Here is a 13,155-nt window from a genome sequence, read left to right on the forward strand (position 1 = left end):
CTGTTTTGCGGAATTGTGAATTCCATGACCACGTTCGCGTTCGATGCCGTAACGTGTATCCGGATTCTTCGTTCCGCATTCCCCGGGCATCCTGTTGTTCGTGGCAATAGCGTTGATGGCCACTGGTTCGAGTCGAACTCGACTGTGATGCTGGATCCGTGACGAAACGAATCGCCGTCGTAGGCGCCTACGGATCGGGAAAGACCACGCTTTCCACGGCGCTCTCGCATCTGACCGGCCTGCCCCGCACCCACGGTTCGCCCATGCGGGAGCCGATCGGAGGCGAGGGCCGCAGCGTCCACAACTGGACGGACGGCCAGCTCATCCAGCTCACCGTGAACCGTTACGCGGAACGCCTGCTCGGCGAGGCCGCACACCCCGAGGGGTTCGTGTCCGACGGTTCCGTGGTGCACGAGTGGGTGTACGCCAAGCTCCGCCTGGTGGCCGGTTCGTACCCGGGCACGCGCACCCCGCCGGCCGACCGGCACCGCAGCGCCACGGTGGCCGCACTGGAAGCCGCCGTGGACGACATCGGCCTGCTGATGAAGCACCACGCCCGCACGGCCTACCAGGCGTTCGTGCACGTGCCGGTGGAGTTCGAACTGGATCCGGACAACCGCCCGATCAACGAGAACTTCCGGCACCTGTCCGAGGAACTGCTGCTGCCGGCCCTCGAAGCCACGGGCCTGCCCGTGCACACCGTCCACGGCGACGTGGCCGAGCGCCTCACCCAGACCGTGAAGCACCTGGGGCTCGAGGACGCGACGGTCATGACGGTCGAGGAGGCCGTCGGGCTCGCCGCGTCCGCCCGCTGACCCACCCATCGAGCCCTCCGGCTCTCTTCCGCGAAGGTGACCCACTGTGTCCGCGCTCGAAGTACCCAGTTTCAAGGACAATCCGAAGCTCAAGCTCGCCATTTCCGGTACGTATTCCACCGGTAAATCGACGACGACCGAGGCCCTTTCCATAGCCACCGGAATTCCGCGCACCCACGCCAAGACGTCCCGAGAGCTGCTCGTGGACCTCGTCCCCGGCAAGACCGTCATGGAACTCAATGCCATGGAACTCGTGAAACTCGGACTGCGCCGCTTCGAGGAGCGCGTGCACAACGAGTCGAGCGGGGACGCGTTCATCTCGGACGGCGGCGTGTTCCACGAGTGGGTCTACTTCGAGGCGCGTATGCGCGTCGGCATCAACCCCGGCGCGGACTGGTGGTTCAAGGGCATCAAGAAGGTCATGGGCCTGCCGGTGAAGCACTTCTACCAGCGCTACACCGACACCCTCGGCGACATCACCCGCGCCCGTGCCAAGCGCATCTACGACGCCTACGTCCACCTGCCGGTGGAGTTCGACATGGAGCCCGACGGGCACCGGCCGGTCTCCGAGAAGTTCCGCCGGCTCTCCGACGACCTGCTCGTCGAGGCGCTGGAGCGGATGGACATCCCCTACCGGGTCGTCGGCGGTCCGATCCCGGACCGGATCGAGAAGATCGTCAAGATCTTCGACCTGCCGGTGGTGGTCCCGATCGAGGAGGCCATCGAAGAGGCGCAGCGCCGCGTCAAGGCGGACATCGAGGACCTCAAGGCCGACGCCCGGTTCCACGAGGCCCAGCGCGAGAAGTCGCTGGGGCGCCGCATCGCGTACGCCATGCGCTACTGACCCGCGCCGCGTCACCTCCCCGACCCCTCCCGCTCCTCTCCCCTTCCCCTCTCCCTTCCCTCCCTCTCCTCGTCCCCTGACGTCAACCACGAAAGGAAGTCGGCGTGTCCGGCATCAACTCGACACGGCCGCGTCATCTGGGAGCGGTGCTCGCACTGCTCGCCTTCGCCCAGATGATCATTGCGATCGACTACAACATCGTCTTCGTCTCCCTGCCGGAGATCGGCGAGAACCTCGGCTTCGGCACCCAGGACCTCCAGTGGGTGGTGTCCGCCTACGCCGTCGCCTTCGGCGGGTTCCTGCTGCTGGGCGGCCGGGCCACCGACCTCTTCGGCCGCAAGCGGATGTTCGTCCTCGGCCTCTTCCTCTACGCGGCGTCCTCCCTCGCGGGCGGTCTCGCGCAGGAGCCCTGGCTGCTCATCGCGGCACGGGCCGTGCAGGGCCTGGGCGGGGCCTTCCTCGCGCCGGCGACCCTCTCCCTGGTCACCACGCTCTTCGCGGAGGGCGCCGAGCGCAACCGTGCCCTGTCCGTGTGGGGCGGCGCCGGTGGATCGGGCATGGTGCTCGGTTCCATCCTCGGCGGCCTGCTGACCGACGCCTTCGGCTGGCCCTCGGTGTTCTACGTCAACGTCCTGCTGGCGGGCGCCGCGATGTTCGTCGCCATGTGGCTGCTGCCCGACGACAAGCCGCAGGCAGGCGGCGGCTTCGACCTGCCGGGCGCCCTCACCGGCACCGTCGCCTCCACCCTGTTCGTCTTCGCCCTGGTCCAGGGCCCGGAGGCGGGCTGGGGCTCCCGTCAGGTCCTGGCGGCGCTCGCCGTGGCCGTCGTGACGTTCGTGCTCTTCCTGGTCATCGAGAGCCGGAGCGCGGCCCCCATGGTGCCGCTGCGGCTGTTCGGCAAGCGGAACCTGTCCACCGGCGCCGGCATCACCTTCCTGTTCATGGCCACGTTCGGTGCGCTGGCGTACTTCCTCACGCAGTACTGGCAGGTCGTGCAGGGCTACAGCGCCTGGACCACCGGCTTCGCCTTCGTCCTGCCGTCCGGCAGCGTCCTGATCGGCACGATCGTGGGCGGCAAGTGGGCCACCAAGTTCGGTGTCCGCAACACGCTGTTCATCGGTCTGACCATGGGTCTCGTGGGCACCGTCGTGCTCGCGCTGACGCTCGGCCAGGACGCCTCGTACGGGCTGATCGCCCCGTCGCTGTTCGTGCTCTCGCTCGGCCAGGGCATCGTCTTCACCACCATGTTCGCCGCGGCCACCACCGGTGTGCAGGCAGCGGACCAGGGCATCGGCTCCGGCATCGCCACGACGGGTCAGCAGATCGGTGGTGCCGTCGGCCTGGCGGTGCTGATCGCCATCGCCGACGCCGCCGGCGGCGACGCCAAGGACACCGGGCAGCTGATGGACGGCGTCACCACCGCCACCTGGGCGATCGCCGTCGGCATCGCGCTGACGTTCCTGGTGGTGCTGAACTTCAAGAAGCCGGCGGGCGGCGACCACGTCGACCCCGCCGAGACCGAGCCGGTCGCCGGCACCGCCGAGCCCGTGCAGGCCGCCCGTACCCCCTGAGCGCAGTCCCCGGACGCCGGCGATACCCGGTCCACTGTTGCGGAGGGTCCCGGGCATCGCCGTCGCCGTTCAACGGCCTTCATCCCCAAGGGTGTCGGCCGCCTACGAAGGAAACTCTATGACTACGGCAGCACCTCTCGACACCCTGGGGACCGTGGACGACTTCCTCGGCGCCAGAGAAGGACGGTTCTTCGGCGAGGGCTTCAAGCGGGTCCACCACTCGCTCACCGACCTCACCATCGACGCCGGGGGCATCACCGCCACCGCCGGGCTGGAGATCCCGGGAGCCTGGTCCCGCAAGGGCGACAGCACCCAGCGCCCCCACCTGTCGACCATCGACGTCATGATCTACGGCGCTCGGCTCGCCGGCCTCCACGCGGCCCACACGCGCGGCCTCGGCCCTGGGGCACCGTTCGCCGTCCGGTCACTGACCATCAAGGCCGGGAACAAGCCGCAGGAGGAAGGACTCGACACCTTCCCCGTCTCGGGCCGGCTCCTGGACACGGCCGACGACGGCACCACCACCATGGAATGCCGCGTGGGACTGCTCACCGTACGGGTGGAGACCGCCGCGGGCACCGGCCGTGCGGAGGCGGCCGGTAGCACCCCCGGCACGGCTTCCCACCCCAGTGCCGACGCCCTGCCCGGGCCGTGGAACGACGCGCCGTTCGGCGTCCCGCACCGCGACCGGCGGCAACTGCTCACCTCGGTGGAGGTGCTCCCGGACTCCTCGCTCGCCCGGGCCGACCTCACCCTCGACCCGGACGGCCCGGCGACGATGATCGACCTGTTCGTCGCCGCCCTCCAGCTCGGCCAGGTCCTGCTCTACACGCTGGACGGGGTCGCCCGCGCCGACAGCAACACCCTGTGGATGCGCCGGACCAGCATCGGCCCGGCCCCCCAAGGAGCCCCGTCGGACGGCCGGTTCGAGGTCGGGCTGCGCGAGCCGCAGCTGCTGAGGAGCGCCCAGGGCACCTGGCGCAGCGCCCAGGTGGTCGCCGACCACGCCGGCCTGCGGCTCAGCTGCTCCGTCGCCCACCTGCTCCCGGCCTGACCGTTCTTCGCGCGCCCCACCACCCGGAGCCCACCGCTCCCATCCCCACCTTTGCGTCCTCGGCCGCAGCCGGGCCACTCCGGCCCCACCGGCCCATGGCCCTCCACGGGAGGCGAGAGACATGCCCCTGACCGCCGTACTCACCGGACTCGGCGCCTACCTTCCCCCGCGCCGCGTCAGCAACGAAGAACTCGCGGACCGCTTCGACACCACCGACGAATGGATCACGTCCCGCACCGGCATACGCAGCCGGCGCTGGGCCGACCCCGGCACCTCCACCGGTGACCTCGCCGTCGAGGCCGGGCACCGCGCGCTGAAGTCCGCGGGCGTCGATCCCGAACCGGGCGCGGTCGACCTCGTGGTCCTGGCGACCACCACGCCCGACCACCTGTGCCCCGCCACCGCGCCCGACGTCGCGGCCCGGCTCGGTCTCGCCGGTGCGGCGGCCTTCGACATCAGCGCCGTGTGCTCCGGGTTCGTCTACGCACTGGAGACCGCGGCCAACGCCATCAGCGCCGGACGGGCCGCCACGGCCCTGGTCATCGGCGCCGAGACCTACTCGACCATCCTCAACCCGGCGGACCGCACCACCTCCGTGATCTTCGGGGACGGGGCGGGCGCGGTCGTCCTGACCGCGGGCGACGCGGACCGGCCCGGCGCGCTGCACGGCTTCGAACTCGGCTCCGACGGCACGCAGAAGGACGTGATCTGCATCCCGGCCGGCGGCTCCCGCCAGCGCGCCGCGCTGACCGAACCGGCCCCCGGTGACGAGTACTTCACCATGGAGGGGCGCAAGGTCTTCCTGTCCGCGGTGCAGCGGATGAGCGAGTCGTCCCGCTCCCTGCTCGACCGGATCGGCTGGCCGGTCGACAGCCTCGGCCACCTGGTCGGCCACCAGGCCAACGTCCGCATCCTGCGGGCGGTCGCCGAACAGCTCGGGATACCCCCCGAGCGGGCGGTGGTCAACCTCGACCAGGTCGGGAACACCTCGGCCGCGTCCATCCCGATCGCCCTCGCCGACGCCGCGGCCTCCGACTCCCTCGCCGTGGGGGAGCGGGTCCTGCTGACCGCCTTCGGCGGCGGTCTCACCTGGGGCTCCGCGGCCCTCACCTGGCCGGACGTGGTACCCGCCTGAGCGCGCCACGGCACTCCTCGCCACCTGGCCCACCCCATCGACGGAACAGACGAAGGAAGACCATGACCGCACAGACCACCGCCACCACCGCCCCGGCCGAACTGGTTCAGGCCGTCCTCGACGTCGTCCGCGGCAAGTTCGAGGCACCGCAGGACGCCACCGCCGCCACCCCGTACGAGGACATGGACTTCGACTCCCTGGTGCTGCTGGAGCTCGCCGTCCACCTGTCGCAGGTGTACGAGGTGCAGATCACCGACGACGAGATACTCGACGCCTCCAATGTGGCCGAGACCGCCCGGCTCCTGGCCGCGAAGGGCGTGCGCCTTGCGCGTTGACGCCCCGGGAGCGGCGTTCTTCGACGTCGACGGCACCCTGACCACGGAGACCACGCTCTTCCGGTTCCTGGAGTACCGTTTCGCCGCCGAAGGACGCCCCGCCCAGGCCTACAGGGAGGAGCGGCAGCGCCTGCGCGCCATGACCGAGGCGGGCGTGTGCCGGTCGCGGACCAACCGCGCCTACTTCGCCAGCTACGCCCGCCTGAGCGCCGCCTACGTCGAGGAACTGGCCGAGGACTGGTTCCGCTCGGAGCTGGAGACGGGCGGGTTCCTCCACGGCAGCGCCGTCGCCGAGCTGCGCCGGCACCAGGCCGCCGGTGAGCCCGTCGTGTTCGTCTCGGGTTCCTTCCCGGCGCTCCTCGCCCCGCTCGCCCGGCTGCTCGGGGTGGACGCGGTCCTCGCGACGGAACCGGAGATCGTCCTCGGCCACTACACCGGTGACGCGGCCCTCACCATGATCGGCGGCAGCAAGGCCGACGCCCTGCGGTCCTGGTGCGCCGGACACGGCATCGACCCCGCCGCCACCACCGCCTACGGCGACCACGTCTCGGACCTGCCCATGCTGCGGGCCGCCGGCCGGGGCGTGGTGGTCGGCGGCGACCGCGAACTGCGGGCGATCGCCGCGCGGGAGGGCTGGCGGCTGCTCCCGGCACCGCCGCAGGCCCCGCCGACGCCCCTGCCGCCGGCGTCCCTCCGGGCAGCCGGGACGCTGCCCGCCCCCGTCCACCACTGAATCCCACCCGCCGGCCTCATCGGCCCCTGAAGAAGGTGCTCCACCATGCGTGCAGTCGGAATCCTGGAACACGGCGCGCCCGACGTGCTCGAGGTCATCGACCGGGCCATCCCCGACCCGGGCCCCGGGGAGCTGCGTCTGCGGGTGGCCGCCGCAGCCGTCAACCCCACCGACCTCATGCTCCGCTCGGGCGAGCTGGCGGCCTACGTGGCCCCCTTCGAGCCCCCGTACGTCCCCGGCATGGACGTCTCCGGCACCGTCGACGCCGCCGGGGCGGGCACGCTGTTCGCCCTGGGCGACCACGTCATGGCCTTCGTCGACCCGTTCCGCCCGCAGGGCGGCGCCCAGGCGGAGTACGTGGTCGTCTCCGCGGCGGACACGGTCCTGGTCCCGCCGGGTCTGGACCTCGTCCGGGCGGCCGGGCTGCCGATGAACGCGCTCACCGCCCATCAGGCGCTCGCCCTGCTGGGACTCCGGTCCGGCTCGACCCTGGCCGTCACCGGCGGGGCGGGCGCCCTGGGCGGCTTCGTGATCCAACTGGCCGTGCACCGCGGGCTGCGGGTGGTGGCCGAGGCCGCCGAGAAGGACGAGCCGCTGCTCAAGGAGCTCGGTGCGGAGATCGTCGTGCCCCGCGACGCGGGACCGGCGGCCCCGCGGCCCCAGGCGCCGGTGAGCCCGGCCGCGCTCGCCGAGCGCTACCGCCGTGCCGTGCCCCAGGGCGTGGACGCACTCGTGGACGCGGCCGTCCTGGGCGAACCGGTCCTCGACGTCGTCCGGGACCGCGGTGCGGTGGTGACCTGCCGGCCGGGCGCACTGCACCTGCCCCGCGGGATCGTGCGTCACGAGCTCAACGTGATGGCCTACCCGGACAAGGCCGGGGCGCTCACCGAACTCGCCGCACTCGCCTGCGAGGGGGTGCTCTCGGTCCGCACCGACTCGCTGCTCGCCCCGTCGGCCGTGCCCGAGGCCCACCGGCGGCTCGCCGCGGGCGGGGTACGAGGACGCCAGCTCGTCGTCTTCGACGGACGGCACGACATCCCCGCCCGCTGAGCGGCTCTCCCCACCGGGGCGGCGGGACGGCCCCCGCCCCGGCCCGGCCCCGGCACCCGGTGTGACAGCGCCGGACGGCACTTCCGACGACACCGAACCCGCCCGAGGAGGCGACACCCATGGCAGACGGCGCCCTTTCCTTCGCACGGACCGTCGACCGCGCGCTCACCCACCGCGCCGCCGTCAGCGAATGCTTCCTGACCGACGCCGAGCGCACCGGCCGGCGCACGTTCCGGGTGGCGGCCCAACCGCCCCGTGCCCACCTGTACTACAGCGACCACGTCAGGGACGCGTCGCCGCACGCGTACTACGACCCGCTGCTCGTGCTGGAGATCTTCCGGCAGGCGTGCATCCTCGCCTCGCACGAGTACCTCGCGGCGCCGGCCGACAGCAGCTTCGTCTTCGACCGGGGCACCCTGGAGATCCTCGACCTGGACGCGCTGCGCATCGGTGACGCGCCCGCCTCCGTGACCGTGGACGGCGAGTTCACCGAGGTCCGGGAGCGGGCCGGGCGGCCGTGCGGCACCGTCGTGGAGGTGCGGGCGTCGGTCGACGGCACGGCCGCGGCGGCTATGCGGCTCGACTTCCGCTGGATACCGCGCCCTGCCATGCGGCGGCTGCGCACCCGGACCCGCTCCGCCCTCGACCTGAGCCCGGCGCGCGCTCACCCGCTCGCCAACCGCCGGGCACCGGCGCAGGTCGGCCGCGAGCTGTCCGCCAACGTCGTCCTGGGCCGGGTCACCGTCGCGCCCGGCGCGGAGGTGGTGGCGCAGGTGGTCGTCGACCGCGACCACCCCTCGCTGTTCGACCACCCCGTGGACCACATCCCGGGCGCGGTGATGTTCGAGGCGCTCCGGCAGACGGCGACCACGGCCGTCCACGAGCTGTGGGACGGCGACGACCTGCCCCGGCACCCCGTCCTGACCGCCTGCGACGTGACGTTCCTGCGGTTCGGCGAGTTCGAGCTGCCCACCCACTGCCGTGCCCGCGTGGCCGAGGGGCCCGGGGGCCGTCCGGTCGTCGACCTGGTCGTCGAGCAGGAGGGCGACGTCCTGGCGACGGCGCGGGTGACCCTCGACGCCGGGACCGCCGTCCGCCGGGAGGAGCGGCGCGACGCCGCGGTGGTGAGCAGTGTCGTGCCGCCTGAGCCCCGCCCGAGGCTCGTGCCCGCGGCCTGAGCCGCGGCGCGGCCCGGCGGCCGTGCGCCGCGGCGGTTGCGCGCCGCCGCGGGTCACCGGCTGGGCGGCGGGGCGTACTCCTCCAGGTAGCGGGCGACGCGCGCCGCGTAGGCGCGCTGGTCCGGGGGGACGCCGCCCGCCTTGTTCAGCGTCCCGTACGAGGTCCGGTAGGCCGCGGCGACCAGGACCCGGCGGTCGCCGGGCAGGTCGTCGCTGAGGCGCGGCGCGATCCAGCACAGGTAGCGGCCCATCGCCGGGATGGACTCGGCCGGGGGGAACGGCGGCCGCGGCACGGTCTCGTTGGGGGTGCCGTCCTCGTTCATCCACCAGCGCAGCACCCGCGGGGTCCAGCGGGCGATGCCGTACTCGTCGCGGTCCGGGTCGGCGAGGTCCGGGTCGAAGTCGCTCTCCACCTTCAGCATGGCGGCGAGCAGCACCGGGCTGACCTCCTCCTGGTCGCAGTCGTGTGCCGTCTCCACGATCAGCAGCCGGTAGGCGGGCGGGATGCCCCGGTCGGTGCGCAGTTCCGGGGCCCCGTACGTGGCGGCGGCGACGTGGGCGCCCGCGCCGGATCCGCTGCCGCCCGGTGTGCCGTCCGCCCAGAGGCCGATGCCGTAGGCCAGGGCCGCGAGGGCGCAGACGGCGGCGGCCGCCCCCGCCGTGATCCACGCGCGCGCCGGGCGCCGGGCGGGGCGGCGCGGCAGGAGCGGGCTGAGCGCGGGGAACGGGCGGTGCCCGGCGCCGGCGGCCGCGCGGGCCGACCGCAGCAGCGCCGGGGTGGCGATGCGGTCGCGGTGGGTGCGGGTCAGGCAGGCGGTGATGATCCGCCGCCAGGCCTCGGGCAGTTCGGGCGACAGGCGCAGCGCCTCGGTGCCGCGGGCGTAGGCGGCCGCGGCGTCGCGGCGGGCGGCCGGGGTGGCGCCGGGCAGCGGGTAGGAGCCCGTGAGCACCAGGTGCGCCAGGACGCCGAAGGCCCACACGTCGGCGGAGGGGCGGATGCGGCGGCCGCGTTCGCCGATCTCCGTCCACAGCAGTTCCGGCGGGGTGTAGTCCGGAGTGGAGAAGGCCGGGGTGTACGCGTGCGTCCCCTCCAGCTCGGCGGCCATGTTGAAGTCGGCGAGCCGCGCCGAACCGTCCGCCATCAGCAGCACGTTGGCCGGCTTCAGGTCGCCGTGCACCCATCCCGCCGCGTGCAGCTGGACCAGGCCCTCGCAGATCTGCGCGAGCAGCACGGGTCCGGAGGCGGGCCGTGCGGCGCCGGCGAGCAGGGCGGACAGGGAGCCCTCGGCCCGTTCCAGGACGAGGACGGTGGCGCCGTCCAGGTGCGGGCGGCCCGGGTCGTCGACGGTCAGCGTCTGGTACATCCGCACCAGACGCGGCCGTCTCAACCGCCGGTACAGGGCGACCTCCCGCTCGGCCAGCTCCCTGAGGTGCGTCAGCCGGCGGGGCGTGGCCGTGCCGGTGGGCAGGAACTTCAGGGCGGCCGTGGCCGGCAGTTCGGCGCCGTCCCCGACGCGGCGGGCGGCGTACACACTGCCGAAGGCGCCGGTCGCCAGCGGCTCGCGCACCTCCCAGACGCCGACCCGGTACCCCTTCGGGACGGACACGGCGTAGGGCTCGGTCACCGGGTCACCCGGGCCGGGCCGTACCGCCGGTGCCGGAGGGCCGGACGGAGGGGGTGGGCAACGTTGTCGGGCGCGCGGCCGCCGGGGGTGTCCGTGCGGGGCGCGCATGCGGTCCGGGTGCGGTCTCGCTCGTCCTCCGTGGTCGGCGGAGGTACCACGACGATGCTGAACAAGGTGTCTCCCCGTGCCTGAACGGCTGCACCGTCAGACTAGGGCGACGCACCAGGGCCGTGCCCCCCTCGTACGGGTGAGACACGGCCCTTGGATGTGATTGGCGTGAAGTGGTCCGCCCGACCGGATCCGCTCAGTAACGGGGGCGGTTGAACCAGGCCTTGCCGGCCGCGTTGCCGACGAACACGGCGATGAGGACGGCCAGGATCGTGTGGACCAGGCCGACGATGACGAACGGGTAGATGCCGAGGACCGCCGTGATGATGGCGAACACCAGGATGGTGACGCGGGCGCCGTTGCCGCCGTTCTTGAACTTCGTGGCCAGTACGGCCGCGAACACCAGCCAGGCCAGGCCGAACACCACATAGCCCCAGATAAGGCCGGTCGAGTCACCGACCAGGTCCTGGAAGGCGGCGTTGTCCTTCAGGGACTCGTCGTCCTTCGCGGCGTTCAGCGCTATGGCGGAGAAGGCGAAGATCGCCACACCGATGACCTGCAGGCCGACGATGACCCACAGCATCACGCGGGCCGCGCCGACCGAGCCCGGCATCGTGGTGGGGGCTGCGGGGCCGCCGTAGGGGGAGACCGGAGGGGCCTGCGGGTAGCCGTAGCCGGGCGCCTGTCCCTGCTGCTGCGGGTAGCCGTAACCGGGCTGCTGCGGCTGCTGGCCCTGGGGGGCGCCGTAGGGGTTGTTCGGGTCGCCGTAGCTCATGGCGGGCTTTCCTCCGTTGGTTTCCGAGTGCGGGGACGGCGCGCGACATCCCGCACGGAGGAAAGTTCTGCAGTTGCGACCGTCCCCCCGTTGAGCTGCCCGCAGCACTTGTCAGCTCATCGTTCTGCACCGCGCACGGGCTTGTCCAGCCGCGTTCCCGATGTGTTGTGCAAGTGCAACATCGCCGATCATGTGCGGATACGGCGGGACGGGCGGCCCGGTGCCCGGATCGCGGGCGGATTGGAACCGCGGGCGGGTCATCCGCGAGGATGGGGGCATGACCGCCCAGATTCTCGATGGCAAGGCCACCGCAGCCGCGATCAAGTCCGATCTGACCGCCCGCGTGGCGGCGCTGAAGGAGAAGGGCGTCACGCCCGGCCTCGGCACGATCCTCGTCGGGGACGACCCCGGCAGCCAGAAGTACGTCGCCGGCAAGCACCGCGACTGCGCCCAGGTCGGCATCGCCTCCATCCAGCGCGAGCTGCCCGCCACCGCCACGCAGGAGGAGATCGAGGCGGTCGTCCGCGAACTGAACGAGGACCCGGCCTGCACCGGGTACATCGTGCAACTGCCGCTGCCCCGCGGCATCGACGAGAACCGCATCCTCGAACTCATGGACCCGGACAAGGACGCGGACGGCCTGCACCCGATGAACCTCGGGCGGCTCGTCCTCAACGAGCCCGCGCCGCTGCCCTGCACGCCGAACGGCGTGCTGACCCTGCTGCGCCGGTACGGGGTGGAGATCAAGGGCGCCGAGGTGGTGGTCGTCGGGCGCGGCGTGACCATCGGCCGCCCCATGCCGCTGCTGCTGACCCGCCGCAGCGAGAACGCCACCGTGACCCAGTGCCACACCGGCACGCGCGACCTGTCGGCCCACCTGCGGCGCGCGGACATCATCGTCGCCGCCGCCGGTTCCGCCCACCTGATCCGCGCCGAGGACGTCAAGCCGGGCGCGGCCGTCCTCGACGTCGGCGTCTCGCGCAGCGCCGAGGGCAAGATCGTGGGCGACGTCCACCCCGACGTGGCCGAGGTCGCCGGCTTCATCTCGCCGAACCCCGGCGGGGTCGGCCCGATGACCCGCGCGCAGCTGCTCGTCAACGTGGTCGAGGCGGCGGAGCGCAGTGTCGGCTGAGCACCCCGCCCGCGGCGAGCAGGACTCCGCGGAGGAGATCACCGTCCGCGACCCCGTCAGCGCGCCCGACGCCGAGGGCCGGCCGCGGCGGGTCACCCGGCGGTTCCCGCTGTTCACCCGGGACACGGCTCGGCCCGAGGGCGGTGGCCGGGCGGCGCCCGGGGACGCGCCGGCGCCGGCCCGGCAGTGGCCGCTGCTCGCCGTCCTGGGGCTGGCCGGGGCCGGCCTGCTGGTGACCGCGTTCGACCAGTTCCGGCTCGGGACGCTCCTGATCGGTGTCGCGCTGCTGGGCGGCGGGGCGCTGCGCTGGCTGCTGCCCGGCGTGGGCATGCTCGCGGTCCGCTCCCGCTTCACGGACATCGCCACCTACGGCGTGCTGGGCGCGGTGATCGTCCTGCTGGCGCTGATGGTCCAGCCGAACCCGTGGCTGCAGATCCCCTTCCTCAAGGACACCCTGCACTTCACCGTCACCAGCGGATGACCTGAGCGGCGGCCCGTCCTCTCCCCCGAGGAAGGACGGGCCGCCGCCGTAGGAACAATCTCCTGCACGGCGAACGGCCTGTTCAACGGCTGTCAGAGCGCTGTGGCACGGAAGTGACGGTTCCGGTACGTCCGGCGTCCGATTCTGCACGAAGTGGTGTGACACCGGTTCGGGCGTGGACAATCGGGACGGCTCGGCGTCTTTCTGCGCGCGGTATCCGCGCTCCTGTGCGCCCCGGAGCCGGGAACTGAGATCCTGCGTGGGCGCATCCCAGTGGGTAGCCACACCGGGACTCGGCCAGGGCCGCCGCGCGCGGGGG

Annotated in this window: 13 protein-coding genes; 11 read left to right on the forward strand and 2 right to left on the reverse strand. The window is 72.7% G+C overall.

What is annotated here, in order from left to right; all coding sequences use genetic code 11:
• Positions 1 to 158: 158 nt before the first annotated feature.
• From ACZ6ZN_RS14465 to ACZ6ZN_RS14505, 9 genes are all read left to right on the forward strand, one after another.
• Positions 159 to 815 carry an AAA family ATPase gene (locus ACZ6ZN_RS14465; protein WP_398106958.1) on the forward strand — a complete coding sequence of 219 codons (657 nt, stop codon included), beginning with the start codon at positions 159 to 161 and terminating at the stop codon, positions 813 to 815.
• A gap of 46 nt (positions 816 to 861) precedes the next feature.
• Entirely contained in the window at positions 862 to 1,659 is a 798-nt protein-coding gene (locus tag ACZ6ZN_RS14470) for an ATP/GTP-binding protein (protein ID WP_398106957.1), read from the forward strand.
• A 104-nt stretch (positions 1,660 to 1,763) separates the two neighbouring features.
• Positions 1,764 to 3,230 carry an MFS transporter gene (locus ACZ6ZN_RS14475; protein ID WP_469646150.1) on the forward strand — a complete coding sequence of 489 codons (1,467 nt, stop codon included), beginning with the start codon at positions 1,764 to 1,766 and terminating at the stop codon, positions 3,228 to 3,230.
• A 118-nt stretch (positions 3,231 to 3,348) separates the two neighbouring features.
• Entirely contained in the window at positions 3,349 to 4,284 is a 936-nt protein-coding gene (locus ACZ6ZN_RS14480) for an AvrD family protein (protein WP_469646151.1), read from the forward strand.
• A 121-nt stretch (positions 4,285 to 4,405) separates the two neighbouring features.
• Entirely contained in the window at positions 4,406 to 5,419 is a 1,014-nt protein-coding gene (locus tag ACZ6ZN_RS14485) for a beta-ketoacyl-ACP synthase III (RefSeq protein ID WP_398106954.1), read from the forward strand.
• Positions 5,420 to 5,481: 62 nt separating this feature from the next.
• Positions 5,482 to 5,754 carry an acyl carrier protein gene (locus ACZ6ZN_RS14490; RefSeq protein WP_451876566.1) on the forward strand — a complete coding sequence of 91 codons (273 nt, stop codon included), beginning with the start codon at positions 5,482 to 5,484 and terminating at the stop codon, positions 5,752 to 5,754.
• A complete protein-coding gene (locus ACZ6ZN_RS14495; RefSeq protein WP_469646154.1) occupies positions 5,744 to 6,487 on the forward strand; it encodes an HAD family hydrolase in 744 nt (247 codons plus the stop codon). The genes ACZ6ZN_RS14490 and ACZ6ZN_RS14495 overlap by 11 nt, the downstream gene beginning before the upstream one ends.
• Positions 6,488 to 6,532: 45 nt before the next feature.
• Positions 6,533 to 7,537 carry an NADP-dependent oxidoreductase gene (locus ACZ6ZN_RS14500; RefSeq protein WP_469646157.1) on the forward strand — a complete coding sequence of 335 codons (1,005 nt, stop codon included), beginning with the start codon at positions 6,533 to 6,535 and terminating at the stop codon, positions 7,535 to 7,537.
• A 119-nt stretch (positions 7,538 to 7,656) separates the two neighbouring features.
• Positions 7,657 to 8,715 carry a ScbA/BarX family gamma-butyrolactone biosynthesis protein gene (locus ACZ6ZN_RS14505; protein WP_469646160.1) on the forward strand — a complete coding sequence of 353 codons (1,059 nt, stop codon included), beginning with the start codon at positions 7,657 to 7,659 and terminating at the stop codon, positions 8,713 to 8,715.
• Between the two features lie 53 nt (positions 8,716 to 8,768).
• Here the strand turns inward: ACZ6ZN_RS14505 and ACZ6ZN_RS14510 are convergent, their stop codons facing one another.
• Positions 8,769 to 10,340, reverse strand: coding sequence for a serine/threonine protein kinase (locus ACZ6ZN_RS14510; RefSeq protein ID WP_469646163.1), 1,572 nt, complete (start codon positions 10,338 to 10,340; stop codon positions 8,769 to 8,771).
• Positions 10,341 to 10,644: 304 nt separating this feature from the next.
• On the reverse strand, positions 10,645 to 11,223 hold the full coding sequence (locus tag ACZ6ZN_RS14515) for a hypothetical protein (RefSeq protein WP_469646165.1): 579 nt from the start codon (positions 11,221 to 11,223) through the stop codon (positions 10,645 to 10,647).
• A 277-nt stretch (positions 11,224 to 11,500) separates the two neighbouring features.
• On the opposite strand from ACZ6ZN_RS14515, the gene ACZ6ZN_RS14520 reads away from it, so the two are divergent.
• Both ACZ6ZN_RS14520 and ACZ6ZN_RS14525 read left to right on the forward strand, forming a co-directional pair.
• Entirely contained in the window at positions 11,501 to 12,355 is an 855-nt protein-coding gene (locus ACZ6ZN_RS14520) for a bifunctional methylenetetrahydrofolate dehydrogenase/methenyltetrahydrofolate cyclohydrolase (protein ID WP_369196058.1), read from the forward strand.
• A complete protein-coding gene (locus ACZ6ZN_RS14525) occupies positions 12,345 to 12,836 on the forward strand; it encodes a DUF3017 domain-containing protein (protein ID WP_469646168.1) in 492 nt (163 codons plus the stop codon). Before ACZ6ZN_RS14520 ends, ACZ6ZN_RS14525 begins: the two co-directional genes overlap by 11 nt.
• The last annotated feature ends 319 nt before the right edge of the window (positions 12,837 to 13,155 follow it).

It is taken from the genome of Streptomyces sp. NPDC053665 (assembly GCF_055585285.1).